At 74.3% G+C, this 19705-nt stretch carries 18 protein-coding genes; 10 read left to right on the forward strand and 8 right to left on the reverse strand.

Going from position 1 to position 19705, the window contains the following annotated elements; all coding sequences use genetic code 11:
• Positions 1 to 54 precede the first annotated feature (54 nt).
• The 4 genes from FKN01_RS32485 to FKN01_RS08160 all read left to right on the forward strand — a co-directional run bounded on the left by FKN01_RS32485 (position 55) and on the right by FKN01_RS08160 (position 6362).
• Positions 55 to 3348, forward strand: coding sequence for a S8 family serine peptidase (locus tag FKN01_RS32485; protein ID WP_185992787.1), 3294 nt, complete (start codon positions 55 to 57; stop codon positions 3346 to 3348).
• 132 nt (positions 3349 to 3480) lie between these two features.
• Entirely contained in the window at positions 3481 to 4122 is a 642-nt protein-coding gene (locus FKN01_RS08150) for a class I SAM-dependent methyltransferase (RefSeq protein ID WP_143617934.1), read from the forward strand.
• 126 nt (positions 4123 to 4248) lie between these two features.
• Positions 4249 to 5622, forward strand: a complete 1374-nt coding sequence (locus FKN01_RS08155; protein ID WP_143617936.1) for a rhodanese-like domain-containing protein — start codon at positions 4249 to 4251, stop codon at positions 5620 to 5622.
• Positions 5619 to 6362, forward strand: coding sequence for a sulfite exporter TauE/SafE family protein (locus FKN01_RS08160; RefSeq protein ID WP_143617938.1), 744 nt, complete (start codon positions 5619 to 5621; stop codon positions 6360 to 6362). The genes FKN01_RS08155 and FKN01_RS08160 overlap by 4 nt, the downstream gene beginning before the upstream one ends.
• Positions 6363 to 6391: 29 nt before the next feature.
• Here the strand turns inward: FKN01_RS08160 and FKN01_RS08165 are convergent, their stop codons facing one another.
• A complete protein-coding gene (locus tag FKN01_RS08165) occupies positions 6392 to 6670 on the reverse strand; it encodes a metal-sensitive transcriptional regulator (RefSeq protein ID WP_143618023.1) in 279 nt (92 codons plus the stop codon).
• Between the two features lie 183 nt (positions 6671 to 6853).
• Here FKN01_RS08165 and FKN01_RS08170 point away from each other — a divergent pair, with 183 nt between their 5' ends.
• The 3 genes from FKN01_RS08170 to FKN01_RS08180 are packed head-to-tail and all read left to right on the forward strand — an operon-like array spanning position 6854 to position 10850.
• Positions 6854 to 8755, forward strand: a complete 1902-nt coding sequence (locus FKN01_RS08170) for an alkyl/aryl-sulfatase (protein ID WP_143617940.1) — start codon at positions 6854 to 6856, stop codon at positions 8753 to 8755.
• Positions 8756 to 8793: 38 nt separating this feature from the next.
• On the forward strand, positions 8794 to 9249 hold the full coding sequence (locus FKN01_RS08175) for an SRPBCC family protein (RefSeq protein ID WP_143617942.1): 456 nt from the start codon (positions 8794 to 8796) through the stop codon (positions 9247 to 9249).
• A 35-nt stretch (positions 9250 to 9284) separates the two neighbouring features.
• A complete protein-coding gene (locus FKN01_RS08180) occupies positions 9285 to 10850 on the forward strand; it encodes an NAD(P)/FAD-dependent oxidoreductase (RefSeq protein WP_143617944.1) in 1566 nt (521 codons plus the stop codon).
• A 35-nt stretch (positions 10851 to 10885) separates the two neighbouring features.
• Here FKN01_RS08180 and FKN01_RS08185 read toward each other — a convergent pair whose 3' ends face one another.
• Positions 10886 to 11764 carry an SDR family oxidoreductase gene (locus FKN01_RS08185; RefSeq protein ID WP_143617946.1) on the reverse strand — a complete coding sequence of 293 codons (879 nt, stop codon included), beginning with the start codon at positions 11762 to 11764 and terminating at the stop codon, positions 10886 to 10888.
• Between the two features lie 228 nt (positions 11765 to 11992).
• On the opposite strand from FKN01_RS08185, the gene FKN01_RS08190 reads away from it, so the two are divergent.
• Entirely contained in the window at positions 11993 to 12679 is a 687-nt protein-coding gene (locus tag FKN01_RS08190) for a HemK2/MTQ2 family protein methyltransferase (protein ID WP_143617949.1), read from the forward strand.
• Positions 12663 to 12911, forward strand: coding sequence for a CDGSH iron-sulfur domain-containing protein (locus tag FKN01_RS08195; protein ID WP_143617951.1), 249 nt, complete (start codon positions 12663 to 12665; stop codon positions 12909 to 12911). The genes FKN01_RS08190 and FKN01_RS08195 overlap by 17 nt, the downstream gene beginning before the upstream one ends.
• Here FKN01_RS08195 and FKN01_RS08200 read toward each other — a convergent pair.
• Genes FKN01_RS08200 through FKN01_RS08225 form a run of 6 tightly spaced genes read right to left on the reverse strand, consistent with a single transcriptional unit; the run spans position 12859 to position 18058 of the window.
• Entirely contained in the window at positions 12859 to 14091 is a 1233-nt protein-coding gene (locus tag FKN01_RS08200; protein WP_143617953.1) for a cytochrome P450, read from the reverse strand. The two genes, FKN01_RS08195 and FKN01_RS08200, sit on opposite strands and share 53 nt — an antisense overlap.
• 9 nt (positions 14092 to 14100) lie before the next feature.
• The gene (locus tag FKN01_RS08205) at positions 14101 to 15312 is read right to left on the reverse strand and encodes a cytochrome P450 (protein ID WP_143617955.1); all 1212 of its coding nucleotides are present in this window, start codon (positions 15310 to 15312) and stop codon (positions 14101 to 14103) included.
• Complete coding sequence (locus FKN01_RS08210; RefSeq protein ID WP_185992788.1) at positions 15309 to 15935, reverse strand: ATP/GTP-binding protein; 627 nt, start codon at positions 15933 to 15935, stop codon at positions 15309 to 15311. The genes FKN01_RS08205 and FKN01_RS08210 overlap by 4 nt, the downstream gene beginning before the upstream one ends.
• On the reverse strand, positions 15913 to 16239 hold the full coding sequence (locus FKN01_RS08215) for a DUF742 domain-containing protein (protein ID WP_185992789.1): 327 nt from the start codon (positions 16237 to 16239) through the stop codon (positions 15913 to 15915). The genes FKN01_RS08210 and FKN01_RS08215 overlap by 23 nt, the downstream gene beginning before the upstream one ends.
• A 23-nt stretch (positions 16240 to 16262) precedes the next feature.
• Positions 16263 to 16691, reverse strand: a complete 429-nt coding sequence (locus FKN01_RS08220; protein WP_143617960.1) for a roadblock/LC7 domain-containing protein — start codon at positions 16689 to 16691, stop codon at positions 16263 to 16265.
• 2 nt (positions 16692 to 16693) lie between these two features.
• Positions 16694 to 18058, reverse strand: a complete 1365-nt coding sequence (locus FKN01_RS08225; RefSeq protein ID WP_143617962.1) for a sensor histidine kinase — start codon at positions 18056 to 18058, stop codon at positions 16694 to 16696.
• Between the two features lie 394 nt (positions 18059 to 18452).
• Here FKN01_RS08225 and FKN01_RS08230 point away from each other — a divergent pair, with 394 nt between their 5' ends.
• Entirely contained in the window at positions 18453 to 19670 is a 1218-nt protein-coding gene (locus tag FKN01_RS08230; protein ID WP_143617964.1) for an FAD-dependent monooxygenase, read from the forward strand.
• Positions 19671 to 19705 lie beyond the last annotated feature (35 nt).

Here is a 19705-nt window from a genome sequence, read left to right on the forward strand (position 1 = left end):
GCGGGAGGAGCCGGAACCGCAAGCCCACTCCTACGAGGAAGGGTCCACCTCTCCATGACACCGAGACAAGGCAGACCGGGCACGGGCAGAGCGCGACGCGCCTGGGGACTCCTGCTCGCCGCCGGCCTCGCGGCGGCGGGGCTCCCCGCCGCGACGACCGCCCAGGCCGCGCCCGCGAGCGACACCGCCGCGTCCGTCGAGCGCGCCCTGACCGACGACCTCGCGGACGGCGGCAGTTCCACCTTCTGGGTCTACCTCCGCGACGAGGCGGACCTCAAGGGCGCCGCGGAGATCAAGGACCGGTCGCGGCAGGGGCGCGAGGTGCACAGCCGCCTGCGGGAGGCGGCCCGGACCAGCCAGTCCGCCCTGATCGGCATGCTGCGGGACGCCGGCGCCTCGTACACGCCCTTCTGGATCGCCGACACCGTCGAGGTGAAGGGCGACGCGAAGCTGCTGAAGCGGATCACCGCCCTGCCGGAGGTGGACCGGGTCACCGGCGACCGGACCTACGGTCTGCCGGAGATGAAGGCGGCGCAGGACGAGCCCACCGTGGACGACGTCGAGTGGGGCGTCGACCGGATCGGCGCGCCCCGGGTCTGGAAGGACTACCAGGCCACCGGCGAGGGCATCGTCGTCGGCAGCATCGACTCCGGCGTCCAGTACGACCACCCCGCGCTGGTGAAGCGGTACCGGGGGAACAACGGCGACGGCACCTTCACGCACGACTACAACTGGTACGACCCGACGATCAGTTGCGGCATCGTCGTGTCCACGCCCTGCGACAACGTCGGGCACGGCACCCACACCGTCGGCACCATGACCGGCGACGGCGGCACCGGGAACCACGTCGGAGTGGCGCCCGGAGCCGAGTGGATCGCCGCCAAGGGGTGCGCGGGCAGCACGTGCAGTCAGCGCGACCTGCTGGCCGCCGGCCAGTACATGCTGGCGCCCACGGACGCCCGGGGCAAGAACCCGCGCCCCGATCTGCGTCCGCACGTCGTGAACAACTCGTGGGGCAGCGCGGCGGCGGGCGACGACCCGTGGTTCGAGCAGACCGTGCAGGCGTGGGTGGCGGCCGGGATCTTCCCGGTCTTCTCCAACGGCAACGAGGGCCCGGACTGCGGCACCGACGGCAACCCGGGGAATCTGAGGGAGAGTTACGGAGTCGGGGCCTTCGACGCGGACGGCACCGTCGCGTCCTTCTCCAGCCGCGGCCCCTCGGAGTTCGACGACGGCCTGGTCAAGCCGGACGTCTCGGCGCCGGGTGTCGCCGTCCGCTCCACCTACCCCGGCGGCAAGTACGCGGTGGGCAGCGGTACGTCGATGGCCGCGCCCCATGTCGCGGGCGCCATCGCCCTGCTGTGGTCGGCGGCCCCGGCGGTCGCGCGGGACATCGACGCGACGCGCAGGCTCCTGGACGAGACCGCCGTCGACGTCCCGGACGTCTCCTGCGGCGGCACCGCCGGGGACAACAACGTCTACGGACAGGGCCGGCTGGACGTGCGCGCCGCCGTCGAGAAGGCGCCGCGCGGCACCACCGGCACCCTGAGCGGCACGGTCACCGACGCGGCCACCGGTGAGCCCGTCGAGGGCGTCACCGTGCAGCTCACCGCCGCCGGTGACCCGGTGGGCCTCCCGGCGACGACCGACGCCGAGGGCCGCTACACCACACTCGCCACCGTCGGCGACTACACCGTGACGACGTCGTCCCCGGCCTACACCGCCGTGAAGACGGAGGTGACGATCACCGAGTCCGCCACCGCCACGGCCGACATCCGCCTCCCGGCCCGGCCCGGAAAGGTCCTGTCCGTCACCCCCGACGACGCCGACTTCGGCGCCGTCCCCGTCGGCACCACCGGCGGCCCGGTCGCCGTCACCCTCACCAGCCTCGGCAGCAAGCCGGTCACCGTCGTCCGCGTCACCGACCACGACGGGGCCTTCGTGGCCGGTCCGGGCACCTGCGGCGAGGCCCCCTTCCGGCTGAAGCGCAAGGAGACCTGCACCCTCGACCTCACGTTCCGGCCCACCGAGAAGACCGCCCAGGACGGCAGGATCACGCTCCTGGACGACGCGAAGGGCCTCGTGCACACCGTGCGCGTCCACGGCAGCGGCACCGCCATCCCCGCCCGCACCGCCGCGCTGGGCACGTCGGTCCTCCAGCGCGACCTGCACGCCGCGGCCATCGACCCGCAGGGGCGTTACGCCTACTTCGGCACCGACAACCCCTGGGACCCGCTGCCCGGTTACATCACCAAGGTGGACCTGAAGACGTTCAGGACGGTCGGCACGCTGTCGGTGGGCATCGGCCAGAAGAGCCTCCAGGACGCGGTCATCGACCCGGCGGGCAGGTACGCCTACTTCGCCGTCGCGGCGACACCGGGCCGCGTCGTCCGCGTCGACCTGGCGACGTTCACGCTGGACAAGATCCTCCTGCTCGGCCCGGACGAGGGCAACCTCCGTTCGGCCCTCATGGACCCGGCAGGCAAGTACGCCTACTTCGGGACCGGCACCGATCCCGGCCGGCTGGTCAAGGTCGACCTGGCGACGTTCACCCGGGCCGGAGCGGTCACGCTGGGCGCCGGGGACGACTTCCTGGACGCCGGAGTCATCGACTCCAAGGGCGAGTTCGCCTACTTCGGCACGGTGACCAGCCCGCAGGGCCGCGTGGTCAAGATCGACCTGGCGGCCATGAAGGAGGCCGGCTCGCTCGTCCTCCCCTCGGGTGAGGGCCCGTTGCGGTCGGCGGTCATCGCGCCCGACGACAGCTACGCCTACTTCGGCACGGGGGAGGGCGCCCGGGGGAAGATCGTCCGGGTGGACCTGAAGACCTTCGCCCGGGCCGGGGCCATCGCCCCGTCCGGCGGCGGGGCGTTCTTCTCGGCCGTGATGGACCCCGGGGGCCGGTTCGCCGCGTTCGGCACGCTGGAGCTGCCGGGCCACGTCGTCACCGTCGATCTGGAACGCTTCGAGTCCACGGGCTACGTGGTCCTCGCCGAGAAGGAGGACGGGCCGATCTCCGGCGTGATCGACCCACAGGGCGCCTACGCCTACTTCGGTACGAAGACCGCGCCCGGCCGGGTCGTCAAGGTCAGGGTCGGCGCCCGCTTCGAGCTCGCCGCCGAGGCGGGCCCGGGCAGGCTGCCGCGCACCGCGTCCCTCACCTGGAACGGGGCGACGACGGAGAAGGTCCGGGTGTTCCGCAACGGCAGGGTGGTCGCGACCGTGCCGAACACCGGGCGCTTCACCGATCTGATCACCGGCCGCCGCCTGCCCTCGTACACGTACAAGCTGTGCGACACGGCCACGGACCGCTGCTCGGCCGAGGCGAAGGTGGCCTTCGGCGGGTAGCGCGCGGGGCCTCCGCCGGTCCGTTCCCCCCGGCGGAGGCCCCAGCCCCTCGGGCGAGCCCGTCCGGGAGCACCGTTGCGGGCCGCGGAGCCACCGGACCGGCCCCGCGCCCCGGGGACTACCCTCGCCGCCATGTCCGAACACGAAACCCTCTCCGTCACCCGTGCCGCCTACGACGACGCCGCCGAGCTGTACGCGCGGATGTTCAGCGACTCGTTGCGCGACAGCCCGCTGGACCGCGCGATGCTGGACGTCTTCGCCGAGGCCGTCGGTACGGGCGGCCGGGTGGCGGACCTCGGCTGCGGGCCCGGGTACGTCACCGCCCACCTCGCCGGGCTGGGGCTCGACGCGTTCGGCGTCGACGCCTCGCCCGCCATGGTCGAGCTGGCCCGGGCGGCCTGCCCGGGGCTGCGGTTCGACGTCGGGTCGATGGCCGCGCTCGACATCGCCGACGGCGCACTGGCCGGCGTCCTGTCGCGGTGGTCCGTCATCCACACCCCGCCTGCGGAACTCCCGCCCGTCCTCGCCGAGTTCGGCCGCGTACTCGCGCCCGGTGGCCACCTCCTCATCGGCTTCTCCGCCACCGACGGGCCCGACCGCCCCACGCAGTCCTTCGACCACGCCGTCGCGACGGCCTACCGGTGGTCACCCGACCACCTCGCCGGGCTGCTGCGCGCCCACGGGCTGACCGAGACGGCCCGGATGGTCCGCGAGCCCCGGCCGGACGACCGGCGCCAGTTCCAGGAGGTGCACCTGCTCGCCCGCAAGGCGTAGCCCGGGGCGGCGCCCGGCCCGGGGGGCGCCTGCGGCCCCGGAAATACCCCGGGGGGTATCCCTGTTACAGTGGGAAAGAAGATACCCCCTGGGGTAATCGAGGCTACGTGATGGAGGGAGTCGACCGTGTTCTTCGTGGACACCCTGGAGACCGAGGGTCTGGGCAACCGCAGCTACCTGGCCGGAGGGGAGGCGACGGCGGTCGTCGTCGATCCCCCGCGTGACGTGGAGCGGGTCCTCGCGGCAGCCGCCGCGCGCGGGGTGCGGATCGCGTACGTGGCGGAGACCCATCTGCACAACGACTACGTCACCGGCGGACCGGAGCTGGCCCGGCTGACCGGCGCCCGCTACCTGGTCCCGGCCGACGCCCGGGTCTCCTTCGCGCGGGTGCCCGTCGCGGACGGCGACCGCTTCACCGTGGACGCGGGCCTCGAACTGAGGGCCCTCGCCACCCCGGGGCACACCCCGCACCACACCTCGTACGTGCTCGCCGAGGACGGCCGGGAGACCGCCGCGTTCACCGGCGGCTCGCTGCTCATCGGTACGGTCGGGCGCCCCGACCTCGTGGAGCCCAGGCTGACCGAGCGGCTGGCCCGGGCCCAGCACGCCTCCGCGCACCGGCTCGCCGGGGAGCTCCCCGACGACGTCCGGGTCCTCCCCACCCACGGCTTCGGCAGCTTCTGCTCGTCCACGCAGGCCGAGGGCGACTCCACGACCATCGGCGCCGAGCGGACGGGCAACGACGCCCTGACCCAGGACGTCGACACCTTCGTGGCCGGCATGCTCGCCGGTCTGGAGGACGTCCCCGCGTACTACGCGCACATGGCGCCCCTCAACGCCGGCGGACCGGCCCCCGTGGACCTGACACCGCCGAGGACCGCCGACGCGGAGGAGATCGCGCAGCGCCTGGCCGCCGGTGAATGGGTCGTGGACCTCCGCAGCCGTACCGCCTTCGCCGAGGGGCACGTGGCGGGGACCTTCAACTTCGAGGGGGAGGGCAAGCTCGCCACCTACCTCGCCTGGCTGATCCCGTGGGGCAAGCCGGTGACCCTGCTCGCGGCCACCGCCGAGCAGCTGGCGGACGCCCAGCGGGAGCTGGTCCGGGTCGGCATCGACCGCCCGGCCGCCGCCGCCACCGGCGGACCGGACGCCTGGCTGCGCGCGGGCGACGAGCCCCGGTCCTTCCCCCGGACCGACTTCGCCGCCCTCAAGCGGGCCCGCGAGCGCGGTGAACGGGTCGTGGTGCTCGACGTGCGCCGCGACTCGGAGCGGGCCGGGGGATACGTACGGGACTCCGTCCACATACCCGTGCACGAGCTGCACGAGCGGTCCGGCGAAGTGCCGGACGGCGAGGTGTGGGTGCACTGCGCCGGCGGGATGCGCGCGGCGATCGCCGCCTCCCTGCTCGACGCGGAGGGCCGCGCGGTCGTCGCCGTGGACGACGGCTTCGACGCGGCCCGGCAGGCGGGGCTGACGGTCGCGCCCGGTTCCGCGGCGTGAGCGTGCTGATCCTCGCCCTGGCCGCCGGGGCCGTGGTGGGGCTCGCGCTCGGCGCGCTGGGCGGGGGCGGCAGCGTCCTGGCGATCCCCGCCCTGATCTACCTGCTCGGCCTCAGCCCGGCCGCCGCGACCACCGCGAGCCTGTTCATCGTCACCGCCACCTCCGCGACCGCCCTGTACGCCCACGCCCGCGCCGGACACGTCCGCTGGAAGGCCGGGGCCGCGTTCGCCGCGGCGGGCGTCGTCCCGGCGGCGGTGGCCGGACTCGCCGCGACCCGGCTGCCGCAGGCGGTCCTGACGGCGGCCTTCGCCGCCCTCGCCGCCCTCGCCGCGGTGCGGATGCTGCGCCCCGGGTCCCGGGACGCGCCGGGGGAGGTACGGCCGCTGCGGGCCGGGGGAGCCGGGGCGGGGCTCGGCGCGGTGACCGGGCTGCTGGGGGTGGGCGGCGGCTTCCTGGCCGTTCCGGCCCTGGTGACGGTCCTGGCGTTCGAGATGCAGGCGGCCGTCGGGACGAGCCTGCTCGTCATCACCGTCAACTCGCTGACCTCGCTCATCACCCGCTCCGGCGGCGCGGGGGGCATGGACTGGGCGGTGACGGCGCCGTTCACCGGCGCGGCGATCCTGGGCGCGTGGGACGGCAAGCGGCTCGCGGCCCGGGTCTCCGGGAGCGGGCTCCAGCGGCTGTTCGCCTGGGTGCTGCTCGCGGTCGCCGCGTTCATGCTGGCCGACGCGCTGACGTGACGGCGGGGGCGCCCTCGGACCGGCGCCCCTCAGGCCAGGGAGAGGAACAGCTTCTCCAGGCGGGACCGCATCTGGTCCCGGTCCACCACCGGCTGGTCGCCGTCGGCCATGCACTGCTGGAGCCCCGTCGCGATGATGGCGAAACCGGCCCGGTCCAGGGCGCGGGAGACGGCCGCCAGCTGGGTGATCACGTCCTCGCAGTCCCGGCCCTCCTCGATCATCCGGACGATCCCGGCGATCTGCCCCTGGGCCCGCTTCAGCCGGTTGAGCACCGACTTCAGCTCGTCGGCCGCCATGTCCAGCTCCACGGTTCCTCCCCAGCGCACGGCCTGAGTGCACGGCCTCGGTCACGGTCTCATACCCCTAGGGGTATATCCTACCCCGTTCGGCCCCCGTACGGCCCACACCCGCTTGTGGACCTCCGCACCCCGGGTGAGGGTGGCGGTGCCCGCGCCGCGCGGAGCCGGGCCGCCGCCGCGAAGGAGACCGACATGCCGCAGGACACCGAGGCCAAGCCCGCCGAGCCGGCCGTCGCCCGGGCCAACCAGTCGGTACGGCGCGACTACCCCTTCGACGACACCCAGGACCTGGAGGACGCCCGGCGCGGCTTCATGGGCACCGCGGAGGACCCGGTCATCCGCGACGCCACGGGCGGCGCGGTGTGGGACCTGGAAGCCTACGGGTTCCTCGACCAGGAGTGCCCGGACACCGCCAATCCGAGCCTGTGGCGGCAGAGCCGGCTCTGCTCCGAGCACGGGCTGTTCGAGGTCACCGAGGGCATCTACCAGGTACGCGGCTTCGACCTGTCCAACATGACCATCGTCGAGGGCGACCGGGGCGTCCTCGTCATCGACCCCCTGGTCTGCGCCCCCACGGCCGCCGCCGGCCTCGCGCTGTACCGCGCCCACCGGGGCGAACGGCCGGTCACGGGCGTGCTGTACACCCACAGCCACGTCGACCACTTCGGCGGCGTACGCGGTGTGCTCGGCGACGAGGACGTGGCGGGCGGGGTCCCGGTCCTCGCCCCGCACGGCTTCCTGGAGCACGCCGTCAGCGAGAACGTCTACGCGGGCACGGCGATGAGCCGGCGCGCCGCGTACATGTACGGCGCCGCCCTCCCGAAGGGGCCGCGGGGCCAGATCGGCGCGGGCCTCGGGCAGACCGTCTCGACGGGCGCCCCCGGGCTGATCCCGCCCACCCTGGACATCACCCGCACCGGGCAGACGGAAACCGTCGACGGCATCCGCATGGTCTTCCAGCTCACCCCGGGCACCGAGGCCCCGGCGGAGCTGAACATCCACTTCCCCGGCTTCTCCGCCCTGTGCATGGCCGAGAACGCCACCCACAACCTCCACAACCTGCTGACGCTGCGCGGCGCCCAGGTCCGCGACCCGCACGTCTGGTCCCGGTACCTCACCGAGTCCGTCAACCTCTTCGGCGAGTCGTCGGAGGTGGCCTTCGCCTCGCACCACTGGCCCGTCTGGGGCCGGGAGCGCGTGATCGCCTTCCTCCTGGAACAGCGCGACCTGTACGCGTACCTCCACGACCAGGTGCTGCGGATGCTCAACCAGGGCCTGACCGGACCGGAGATCGCCGAGGAGATCGTGATGCCGCCCGCCCTGGAGCGGGCCTGGCACACGCACGGCTACTACGGCTCCGTCAGCCACAACGCCAAGGCGGTCTACCAGCGCTACCTCGGCTGGTACGACGGCAACCCGGCGCATCTGTGGCAGCACCCGCCGGCCGAAGCGGCCCGGCGCTACGTCGACTTCATGGGCGGCGCCGACGAGGTCCTGCGCAGGGCCCGGCAGTCCTTCGCCGACGGCGACTACCGCTGGGTGGCGGAGGTCGTCAACCACCTGGTGTTCGCGGAGCCGGACAACGCCCCGGCGCGCGCCCTCCAGGCCGACGCGCTGGAGCAGCTGGGCTACGGCAGCGAGAACGGGACCTGGCGCAGCGTCTACCTGATGGGCGCCCGGGAACTGCGTCACGGCAGCCTCGGCACCCCCACCGACACCGCCTCGCCCGACGTCCTGGCGGCCCTGACCCTGGACCAGCTGGTGGACGCGCTCGCCATCCGGGTCGACGGCCCCCGCGCCTGGGACGCGGACATCACCGTCCGCTGGGACATCGCGGGCGGCGAACCCCTCACGATGCGGCTGCGCAACGGCGTCCTGACCCACGTCGTGGGCACCGGACCCGCGGTGGGCGAGCCCGACGTCACCTTCGCGCTGACCGAGGCGGACCTGCGGGACGTCCTGGTGGGCGCCGTGCCGCCCGGCGACCTGGCGGCCCGCCCCGGCGTCGAGGTCACCGGCGACGCCGGCCGGCTGACCGAACTCCTCGGCCACCTCGACGAACCCAACCCGGACTTCGCCATCGTCACCCCCTGAACGGCGGACCCGGACCCACGACGACCTACGGAGGACCCATGGCGGTACGACACCGCTTGATCGAGGCGACGGTGGCAGACGTCTGGCGGGTCCTCGCGGACCCCTCGCTCTACAGCGACTGGGTGGTCGGGACCTCCGGCTCGCGCCCCCGCCGGGGCGACTGGCCCGAGGTCGGTTCCAGCCTCACGTACACCCTCGGCATCGGCCGGTGGTCCGTGCGGGGCCGGACGATCGTCCGGCGGTGCGAGGCGCCGCACGTGCTGGAACTGGAGGCCGACAGCGGGCGGATCGGCACCGCCAGGATCGCCCTGGAAGTACGGCAGTGGGGCGAGAACGCCCTGGTCACCCTGGACGAGCACCCCCTGCGCGGACCGGCCGGCACCTTCCACAACGCGGCCATCGACGCCGTGATCCAGCTCCGCCACCGCAGCGTGCTCGCGCGCCTGGCGAAGACCGTCGAGGCGGCCCCGAAGGGCACCCGCGAAGCGGTCTGATCCTCTTCCGCGCTCCCCACCACCTGGAGGCATCGATGCCGGACGCCGTGGTCATCGGCGCGGGCCCCAACGGTCTCGTCGCGGCCAACCTGCTCGCCGCCGCCGGATGGAGCGTGGAGGTCCTGGAAGCGCAGCCCGAACCCGGCGGGGCGGTGCGCAGCGACCGCCGGGTGCACCCCGATTACGTCACCGACCTGTTCAGCGCGTTCTACCCGCTGGCGGCGGCCTCCCCGGTCATCGGCGGGCTCGACCTCCAGGAGGAGGGGCTGCGCTGGTCGCGCGCCCCCCGCGTGCTGGCGCACCCGCTGCCCGACGGGCGGTGCGCGGTGCTGGAGGACGGAGCGCGGGACACGGCGGCGGGGCTCGACGCCTTCGCCGAGGGCGACGGGGCGGCGTGGCTGGAGCTGTACGCCACCTGGGACCGGGTGCGCCGCGATGTGCTGGACGCGCTCTTCACCCCCTTCCCGCCCGTGCGCCCGGGTGTCCGCCTCGCCGCCCGCCTCCGGGCCGCCGAAGGTCTCCGCCTGGCGCGGACCGTGCTGCTGCCCGTACGCCGCCTGGGCGAGGAGCGGTTCGGCGGCGAGGCGGCCAGAATCCTGCTGGCGGGCACCGCGCTCCACGCCGACCTCGGCCCGGAGGCGGCCGGCAGCGGCGGCTTCGGCTGGCTGATGTCCATGCTCGGGCAGACCTACGGCTTCCCGGTGCCGGTCGGGGGCGCGGGCGCGCTCACCACGGCCCTGGTGCGGCGCCTCGAACGGCACGGCGGCGTGCTCCGCTGCGGTGAGCGGGTCACGGAGGTCGTCGTACGCGGCGGACGCGCCGTCGGCGTACGCACCGCGCGGGGCGAGGCCGTGCCCGCGTCGCGCGCCGTGCTCGCCGACGTGTCCGCGCCCGCGCTCTACGGCGGGCTGGTCGACGCGCACCACCTGCCCGGCCGGCTCCTGGACGACCTGCGCCGCTTCCAGTGGGACTTCGCGACGTTCAAGGTGGACTGGGCGCTGAACGGCCCGGTGCCCTGGACCGCCCGCGAGGCCTCGACGGCGGGCACCGTGCACCTGGCGGAGGGCGTCGACGGCCTCACCCGGTTCACGGCGCAGATCGCCATGGGACAGGTCCCGGACCGCCCGTTCCTCCTCTTCGGCCAGATGAGCACCGCCGACGCCACCCGCTCCCCGGCCGGCACCGAGGCCGCCTGGGCCTACACCCACGTCCCGCACCGGGTCAAGGGAGACGCGGGCGAGGACGGGCTGACCGGGCGGTGGGACCGGGGCGAGCGGGAAGCCATGGCCGACCGCATGGAGAACGAGGTGGAGCGCTGGGCCCCCGGCTTCCGCTCCCGCATCAGGGCCCGCCGCCTGCTGGCGCCGCCGACCATCGAATCCATGGACGCCAACCTCTCCGGGGGCGCGATCAACGGCGGTACGGCGTCGGCGCACCAGCAACTGGTGTTCCGCCCGACCCCGGGCACCGGCCGCCCCGAGACCCCGGTCAGGGGCCTGTACCTCGCCTCGGCCTCGGCGCACCCGGGCGGCGGGGTGCACGGCGCACCGGGCGCGAACGCGGCGCGCGCGGCGCTGCGGCGGCGCCTGCGGCGGCGCTGAGGCACGGGCCGCGCCCCGGTGCCGGAGCGCGCGGGTCAGCCGGAGCGTGCGGGGCCCGCCGGCCCGGCCGCGCGGCCTCCCGCGCCGAGCAGGCCCGTGGGCGCGAACTCGGAGCGGTTCAGCTCCTTGCGGGTCGCGAGGGCGACCACCCCCGGCAGCCCGGCCCGCACCGCCTGGACGCCGCGCAGCCAGCGGGGGACGTACACCGACGGGGAGCGCCGCTCGATCGCGGCGACCACCCGCCGGGCCACATAGGGAGCCGGGTAGGTCTTCCGGGCCGGCGGGGGCATATGGGCGCGCAGCTCCCGCAGCACCGGGTACTGGTCGGCGTCCCGGATCATGTCGGTGTCGATCCAGTTCAGATAGGCGATCCCCACCCCGACGCCGCGCGGCGCCAGTTCCGCGCGCAGCGAGTGGCAGAAGCCCTCCACACCCGACTTGGAGGCGCAGTACGCGCTCATCATCGGCGCGGCCCCGATGGAGGCCAGCGAGGCGATCTGGAGGTAGTGCCCCCGGGTGTCCAGGAGCTGCGGCAGGAACGACCGGGCGGTGACCGCGCTGCCGATCAGATTGACCTCGATCACGCGCCGCCAGCTCGCCGGGTCGGAGTCCGCGAACGGCCCGCCCTCGGCCACGCCCGCGTTGGCGACGACCACCGACGCCGGGCCCAGCCGGCGGCGTACCTCCTCGGCGACGCGGGCCATCGCCGCGTCGTCGGTGACGTCCACGTGCCAGTGCCCCGAGGGGGCGGGCAGCGTGCCGGCCACCCCGGCGAGCGCGTCCTCCTCCAGGCCGAGCAGGGCCACGTGGGCGCCCCGGGCGGCCAGCTCCCGCGCCACGGCCTTGCCCAGGCCGCGCGCCCCGCCCGTCACCACGGCCGTACGGCCGCGCAGCAGGTGCTTCCGGTCAGTCACGGGACTCCTTCGCGGTGCCGGGAGGGCCAAGACGCCCTGTCCCGGCCATGGTCACCCCGGCGTGGCGGATGTGCGCGGCGGGAGCGGCCCGCATGCGGCGGCGCGGCCGGGGCAGGAGGCGGGTGACCGCCGCTCGGGTCGCGGCGGGCGGCGGGCCCGGCCACGCTGGACTGGATGAGCCCGCGCCGGTGAGAACGAGGACCGCCTTCCCCCTCCTGGAGGACTCGGATGACGACTGCCGCCGCACCGCCCGTGGACCTGGGCAGGCTGTGGACCCTGCCCGGGGTGTACGCCCCGCAGGCCGACACCCACCTGCTGGCGCGAGCCCTCCAGGCCGAGGGCCCGGCCGCCGGCATGGACGTCCTCGACGTCTGTACGGGCAGCGGTGCCCTGGCCCTGCTGGCGGCGCGCGGCGGGGCCAGGGTCTCCGCGATCGACATCTCGCGGCGGGCCGTCCTGACCGCCCGCCTGAACGCCGCCCGCGCCGGCCACCGCGTCCGGGTGCTGCGCGGCGACCTCACCGGCCCCGTCGTCGGCCGGCGCTTCCACCTGATCGTGAGCAACCCGCCGTACGTCCCCGCGCCCCACGACCGCCGCGCCCGCAGCCACGGCCCCGAGGTCGCCTGGGACGCCGGGCGCTGCGGCCGGCAGGCCCTGGACCGCATCTGCGCCCACGCCCATGACGCCCTGCACCCGAGCGGTGTGCTGCTCCTCGTCCACTCCGGGCTGTGCGGCGTGGAGGAGACCCTGGCCCGGCTGACCGCGAGCGGCCTGCGCGCCGCGGTGACCAGCCGGTCCTCCGTACCCTTCGGCCCGGTCATGACCGAGCGCCTGCCGTGGCTCCGCGCGCAGGGACTGCTCGGCCCCGACGACGACACCGAGGAACTGGTGGTCATCCGTGCCGAACGCCCGTGAACCCCGCCGTCTGACCGTCGAGCCGGGCGGCCCGGTGCTGATCGAGGGCCCGGTCGAGATCGTCCGGGAGGACGGTTCGACCGTCACCTCCGACCGCTTCGTCGTCGCCGTCTGCACCTGCCGCCGCAGCCGTATGTACCCCTGGTGCGACACCAGCCACCGCCGTCACCGGCGGCCGGTCAGCCCGCCGTCGGGTGAAGGCGGACCGGAAGCGCCTGGTGGCCGTTGCTGATCAGCGACGGGAGCGGGAGCAGGTCCTCGGCGGGGACCGCGAGACGGATCTCCGGGAAGCGCTCGAAGAGCTGACGGAGCGCGGTGGCGATCTCCAGGCGGGCGAGCGGGGCGCCGAGGCAGAAGTGGACGCCGTGACCGAACGCCAGGTGGTCCTTGGCGGTGCGGGTGACGTCGAAGTCGTCGGCGGTCTCGCCGTGCCAGTCGGGGTGGCGGTTGGCGGGGGCGAAGGAGACGAGGATCGCCTCGCCCCGCGCGATCACCTGCCCGTCGGGCAGCGGGATGTCCGAGAGGGCGAAACGCATCGGGATGTGCTTGACGGCCGGCTCGTGGCGCAGGGTCTCCTCCACCACGTCGTCCCAGCCGGCCCGGCCCTCGCGGAGGTGGGCGAGCTGTTCCGGACGGGTCAGCAGGGCGGTGATGGCCTGGTCGATCACGTTGACCGTGGTGTCGTAACCGGCGGAGATCATCAGGAGCAGTGTGTCGCGCAGCTCCTCGTCGGTGAGGCCGCCGCCGTCGCCCTCCTCGTCGCGGGTGGCGAGCAGCAGCGAGGTCATGTCGTCGCCCGGCCGCGCCCGCTTGGAGTCGATGAGCCGGGCGAGCGCCCCGTACAGGGCGGCCGTGTTGGCGGTGGCCTCCTCGACGGTGAGGGTGGTGTCGAAGACGCCGTCGACCTTGGCGCGGAAGCCGTCGAGCTGGTCCTCGGGGACGCCCATGAGCCGGCCGATCACCGCGATCGGGAGCGGATACGCCAGCTCGGCGCGGAGGTCGACGGCTTCGCCGGCGGGCCGGTCGGCGAGGCCGTCGAGGAGTTCGGAGACGATCTTCTCCACCGAGCCGCGCAGGTCCTGGACGCGGCGGGCGCTGAACGCGGGCGCGATCATCCGGCGCAGCCGCCGGTGGTCGCCGCCGTACGCGGTGAACATGTTGTTCACCGCCACCCACAGGGCGAGCGGCCAGGTGGCCACCGTCTCGGCGAACGCCGGCCAGTGCGCGCGGGCGTCCTTCGAGACCTGGGAGCTGGTCAGCAGCTCCTTCAGGAGGACCGGGTCGCTGACGGACCACGCGGTGACCCCGAGGACGTCGACGCGGGTGGCGGGACCGCGCTCGCGCAGCGCCCGGTACTCCGCGTGGCGGTCGGCGCCGGCGGGATCGAGGACGAGGATCGGCTGCTCGGACATGGGTCTCCTTCAGTGGGAGGCGTGGAAGACGACGGGGAGGGATTCCAGCGCGCGGTGGAACGGGCCGGGGCGCCGGCGCAGTTCGGAGGCCGGGACCGCGAGGTCCATCTCGGGCAGGGCGTCGAGCAGATGGGTGACCGCGGTCTCCGCGATCAGGTAGGCGTGGGAGCGCGCCGGGCAGGTGTGCGGGCCGATGCTCCACGCCAGGTGGGCCCGGTTGCCCGCGACGCCGCCGGAGGCCCGGCTGATCGCCGGGTCGTTGTTGCAGCCGGCCATCGATATCAGGACCGGCTGGTGGGCCGGGAGCAGCACCCCGTCGACGTCCGCCGGGTAGGGCGGGTAGGTGACGCAGTAGTTCGCCATCGGCGGGTCGGTGTAGAGGACGGTGTCGAGCGCGTCCCGCACGGTGGAGTGCCCGGCGTGCAGCCCGGCCGAGAACTCCTCGTCCGTGAGGATCTTCAGCTGGGTGTTGGCGATGAGATTGGTCAGCGGCTCGATGCCCGCCCCGTACAGCGTGACCAGCTGGTGGCCCATCTCCTCGTCGGTCAGCCGCGCCGAGTGGGCGAGCAGCCGGGAGGTGATGTCGTCGGCGGGCCGGCGCCGGCGCAGTTCGACCAGGTCGGCGACCGCCCGGCCCAGGATCTCGTTGCCCCGCTGGGCGTCCGTGGCCTCGAAGATCCGGGACATCCCGTCGGCGATGCGCGCCCCGATCTCGTCGGGGCAGCCCAGCAGGGAGCTGAGCACGCGGAACGCGATCGGCCACGCGTACTGCGTGAGCAGATCCGCCCGGCCCGCCGTGATGAAGTCCCCGATGGCGGCCTCGGCCAGCTGCTCGACCCGGGCCCGCAGCTCGTGCTGGTCCACGGCGTCGATGGCGGTGGTGTTCGCGGCCCGGTAGCGGGCGTGCGCGGTGCCGCTGCTGCGCAGGGCGTTGGGCCGCCACTCCAGCATCGGCCGCACCGGGCAGGAGGCCGGCACCCGCTCCTGCCAGACGCGCGGATCGTGCGGGAAGTACAGCGGGTCGTTGAGGATGCGCCGGGCCTGGAAGTAGCCGATCACCAGGGTGGCCGGGACGCCCGGGGACAGCTCGACGGGCACCAGCGGTCCGTACGCCGCCCGCATGCTCTCGTACGCGGCATGCGGGTCGGCGGCGTACGCCGGGTCGTAGAGCGCGACCCGGCCCGACGGGGCCGACGGCAGGGTGGTGCTGGGGGACGTCATGACGTGGGCTCCAGGGAGAGGGCCGGCCGTTGCGCGGCGAGGTGTTCCGTGAGCGTGATCAGGGCGTACACGCAGGAGGTGCGGTCCCGGGCGTCGCAGGTGGTCAGGGGCGTCTCCGGGTCCAGGGCCAGCGCCTCGCGGATCTCGGCGAGGCCGTAACCGGGCGCGTCCGGGAACACGTTGATCGCGACCGCGTACGGGATGCCCTGGTCCTCCAGCAGCCCCAGCGCCTCGTGGCTCGCGTCCAGGTCGCGGGTGTCGGCCAGCACCAGGCACCCCAGCGCGCCGTGCGCCAGGTCCTCCCACAACGGCTGGAAACGCGCCTGGCCGGGCAGGCCGAACAGATACAGGGCGAGGGCGCCGCCGGCCAGGTGGATGCGGCCGAAGTCCATGCCCACGGTCGTCGTCGTCTTGCCCGGCACCCCGCGCAGATCGTCCACGCCGACGCTGTCCTCCGTGATCGGCTCCTCCATCCGCAGCGGCCGGACCTCCGAGACGCTGCCGATGAAGGTCGTCTTGCCGACGCCGAAGCCACCGGCGATCACGATCTTGGCGGACTGGGTCACCGTGGCCGGTACGTACGAGACGCCGTTCGAGGCGTCAGACCAGTTCTCGGAGTCCATCGAGCACCTTCTGGAGGATGTCGTTTCGGGGCCGGTCACCGGCGGCGGGGGCCGGGGCGGCCAGATGGCCGCTGTCCATCAGGGAGGACACGATGATCCGGACGGTGGAGGGCGGCAGCCGGAGCGCGGCGGCGATGTCGGCGACCGCCAGACCGCCCCGGCCCACCGCGAACAGGCCCATCACCCGCCGCGCGTCGGGCCCCAGCTCACCGGCCGGGCCGGGCGCGGCGACGACCACGCTCTCCAGGCGCACATCCCGGTCCGGGCGGACCCGCCCGCCGGTACGGACGTAGGGCCTGACCATGTCCGGATCGTGCCGTGGGCCGCTCATGCGGCAGGGCCCCCGTCCGGCTGGAGCACCGGGGTGCGCTCCCTGGTGCCCAGCTGTTCGCCCAGGCGGACGACCAGCAGGGCCATGTGATGGCTGATCAGCCCGACGTCGGCGTGCGGGCCCGTGGTGACGACGGACAGCATGGTGTGGTGCCCGGCCGCGGTCGTCAGCCCGATGTTGGCCACGGACTCGATGAGCTGCTGGCGCACCCCCTGCCCGCCGGTGAACTCGTCCCAGGCCCGGCCCGACGCGCGCAGCGACGCGGTCAGGGCGGCCAGCTTCTCGCCGTCCTCCTGGCTGATGGTGCGCGTCCGCGCCTTCAGGAGCCCGTCGCCGCTCATCAGCACGGCGTACCGGACGCCCTCCACCGACCCGAGCTGCTCGTCCAGCAGCCAGCCCAGGGTGTTCGCGTGCGTGTCCGACATGATCAACGTCCTTCATCCGTACGAGGGGTGTTCTGGTCGTCCCGGCTGCGGCGGCTGCCCGCCATCCACGCGGCGGCCACCGCGGGTCGGCCCGGCCCGACGTCCGGTTCGGGCGCCGGCCGCGTCCCGGCGGCGGGCCGCGCCCCGCGCCGGCGGACGGTGAGCCCGCCGGCCGTGGTCGCCGGCGCCGGACCGGAGGCGGGGTCCCCGTCGGGCGGGGGCAGCGGCGCGGTGGCCTTCCGGGCCGCGGGCGGCGGCTGCGCGGCCACCGGCCGGGCCGGCCCCGGCGTCGTCAGCAGCTCCCGCGGCAGCACGATGATCGCCCGGGTGCCGCCGTACAGGTTCGGCGCGGTCAGCTCGACCCGGAAGCCGTACTGGTGGGCCAGGACCGAGGCCACCCGCAGACCCGTCTGCGGGTACGCGCCCAGCCGTGTGATGTCGTCCCGCTGCTCGCCGGACATCACCTCGCGGGCCCAGGTCAGCCGCTCGTCCTCCATCCGCAGACCGGCGTCGTCCACCACGAGGAAGGCCGCGTTCGCCCCGTGCTCCAGGGAGACGTGCACCAGGGCGTTGGGCGGCGAGTAGCGCAGGGCGTTGTCCAGCAGCACCGCCAGGGTGTGGACGACCGCCTCCACGGACCTGCTGCGCACCGCGAAGGACTCCAGGTCCGTGTGCTGGACGCGCTGGTAGCCCTCGACCCGGCCCATGGCGGTGCGCACCACATCGGTCAGCGTGGTGGCGGGCCAGCGCCGCGACAGCTTGTCACCGGCCAGGACCCCGTAGCCGGACGCGGTGAGCAGCATCTGCTGCGCCAGGTGGTCCATCTCGACCAGCGTCGCGTACGCGTCGTCCGACACATGGCGCCGCACCCCGGCGCTGATCGTGCTGCTCAGCTTCGCCGCGCGGTGCACGGTGCTCGACGCGAAGGCGCGTACCGCCGCCCGCGCCGTGTCCACCGACTCCCGGCGGACCCGCTCGACCTGACGCTCCGTCTCCGCCCGCGCCTGGGCGAGCTGTTCGTCGGCGGCCTCCTGCGCGAGACGGCCCGTCATGGTGATCGCGGAGCGCACCTGGTGCGCCAGCGCGGTCAGCCCGTTGGCGAGCTGGGTGTGGGCCAGCTGGGGCGGGATGGCCGGATCGGGTTGTTGGGGGCGGCCGGTCCGCGCCTCGGAGGCGGCCACCTGGACGAGACTCTGGGCGATGAGCGCCACGTACTGCTCGGCGGCCCGGAGCTGCTGGCTCAACTGCTCGCGCTGCCGGTGCGTTTCGTCGGCCCGCCGCCGCTCGGCGCGGGCTCGGCGCAGGAACCACAGCGAGGCGCAGGCCCCCGCGGCCAGCGCGAGCAGGATCGATATCGGTTCGGTCATGGGGTCCTCGCGGAAATCAGGGGGACGGTTCAGCCGGCCGCGCGGGCATCGGAGGGCAGGCCGGTCCACGGTCCGCCGCAGCCGGTCGACCCACTGCCGAAGCCGGCCGCCGGGTGGGGGTGGAGCGGTTGTCCGGCGAGGGGGACATGACAGAACACTAATCAGAAACGTCCAAACAACGTGTGCAGGACGAGTGTTGACGATGTATCGGTGGCCGGAAAGTGAGACAACCTGCCCGTTCGGGCGTCGAACGCCCCTCGTAGGATTCGGTGCGGGCCGCGACCGCCAAGGCGCGGACCCAGCAGCGCCCGAGCAAGCGTCATTCCGCGCCGGCGCACCGGCGGCCAAGCGGCCGGGCGCACGGCCGGGACATCAAGTGAGTGGAGAGTCAGTCATGCGTGGAGGCAGTATCGCCGTGGTCGGCGGGAGCATAGCGGGGTGTGCCACCGCCCTCGCCGTGTCGCGCGCCGGAGCGGACCGCGTCACCGTCTTCGAGCGTGCCGACGCCGAACTCCGGGACCGGGGCGTCGGAATCGCCCTCCAGAGCGACCGCTACGAGGAGCTGAGAGAGGCCGGATACGTAGCCCCCGAGATGCCCTGGGCGCCGCTGAACCGGCGGGTGTGGAGCGTACGGGACTCGGACGCGCCGCACGGCCGGGGCTTCGGGCAGCAGCCGTTCCCGTTCCGCGCCTACAACTGGGGCTCGCTGTGGAGCGAGCTGCGCAGCCGGGTGCCCGAGGGCGTCGACTACCGCTCCGGCGCCGTCGTCACCTCCGTGGAGCCGGCCGACGACGGGGTGACGCTGCGGCTCGCCGACGGCCACGAGGAACGGTTCGACCTCGTCATCGGCGCCGACGGCTACCGCTCCGTGGTCCGCGAGGCCATGTTCCCCGGCATCAGCCCCCAGTACGCCGGATACATCGGCTGGCGCGGCGCCTCCGAGGACGTCGAGGGGCTGCCCTCGGACGGGCTCGACGCCCACAACATTGCCTTCCCCGGCGGCCACTGCATGATCTACCACATCCCGGACGGCACCGGCGGCCACCACCTCAACTGGGTGCTCTACACCACGCCCCCGCAGACCGACGGCCTCCACCCGGACCTGCGCACCCCCACCTCGCTCCCGCCCGGCCGCCTCAAGTCCGAGCTGACCGACTGGCTGCGCGCCCTCGTCGCCGACAACTTCCCGCCGTTCTGGGCCGACAAGGTGCTCGGCACGCCCGCCGAAACCACCTTCATCCAGCCCATCTACGACCTGGTCGTCCCGCACTACACCTCGGGCCGCATGGTGCTCGTCGGCGACGCCGCCAGCGTCGCCCGCCCGCACGTCGGCGCCGGCAGCGTGAAGGCGCTCCAGGACGCGACCGCGCTGGAGGCCGCCTGGAACGCCGGGGACAGCTGGAAGGACGTGCTGGAGCGTTACGACGCCGCACGAGGCCCGGTCGGCTCCGCGATGGTCGCCCTCGCGCGCCGCATGGGCAGCACCCAGGTCGAGAACACCCCGGACTGGGCGGCCATGCACCAGCCCGACTTCGACGCCTGGTGGCAGGAGCAGAACAGCGGCTCCGACCGCAGCAGCGGCTTCGGCGGCCACAGCCTGAAGGTCAAGTAGCCCCCGGGCGCGAGGGGGCGCCGCCGCCCCCTCGC

The organism is Streptomyces sp. 130, from assembly GCF_007096885.1.
Taxonomy (GTDB): Bacteria; Actinomycetota; Actinomycetes; order Streptomycetales; family Streptomycetaceae; genus Streptomyces.

Bases quoted from the DNA above. Each gene is read 5' to 3' on its own strand.
- FKN01_RS32485 (WP_185992787.1), top strand. From the start codon at position 55: ATGACACCGAGACAAGGCAGACCGGGCACGGGCAGAGCGCGACGCGCC.
- FKN01_RS08150 (WP_143617934.1), top strand. From the start codon at position 3,481: ATGTCCGAACACGAAACCCTCTCCGTCACCCGTGCCGCCTACGACGAC.
- FKN01_RS08170 (WP_143617940.1), top strand. From the start codon at position 6,854: ATGCCGCAGGACACCGAGGCCAAGCCCGCCGAGCCGGCCGTCGCCCGG.
- FKN01_RS08175 (WP_143617942.1), top strand. From the start codon at position 8,794: ATGGCGGTACGACACCGCTTGATCGAGGCGACGGTGGCAGACGTCTGG.
- FKN01_RS08180 (WP_143617944.1), top strand. From the start codon at position 9,285: ATGCCGGACGCCGTGGTCATCGGCGCGGGCCCCAACGGTCTCGTCGCG.
- FKN01_RS08190 (WP_143617949.1), top strand. From the start codon at position 11,993: ATGACGACTGCCGCCGCACCGCCCGTGGACCTGGGCAGGCTGTGGACC.
- FKN01_RS08200 (WP_143617953.1), bottom strand. From the start codon at position 14,091: ATGTCCGAGCAGCCGATCCTCGTCCTCGATCCCGCCGGCGCCGACCGC.
- FKN01_RS08205 (WP_143617955.1), bottom strand. From the start codon at position 15,312: ATGACGTCCCCCAGCACCACCCTGCCGTCGGCCCCGTCGGGCCGGGTC.
- FKN01_RS08210 (WP_185992788.1), bottom strand. From the start codon at position 15,935: ATGGACTCCGAGAACTGGTCTGACGCCTCGAACGGCGTCTCGTACGTA.
- FKN01_RS08215 (WP_185992789.1), bottom strand. From the start codon at position 16,239: ATGGTCAGGCCCTACGTCCGTACCGGCGGGCGGGTCCGCCCGGACCGG.
- FKN01_RS08220 (WP_143617960.1), bottom strand. From the start codon at position 16,691: ATGTCGGACACGCACGCGAACACCCTGGGCTGGCTGCTGGACGAGCAG.
- FKN01_RS08225 (WP_143617962.1), bottom strand. From the start codon at position 18,058: ATGACCGAACCGATATCGATCCTGCTCGCGCTGGCCGCGGGGGCCTGC.
- FKN01_RS08230 (WP_143617964.1), top strand. From the start codon at position 18,453: ATGCGTGGAGGCAGTATCGCCGTGGTCGGCGGGAGCATAGCGGGGTGT.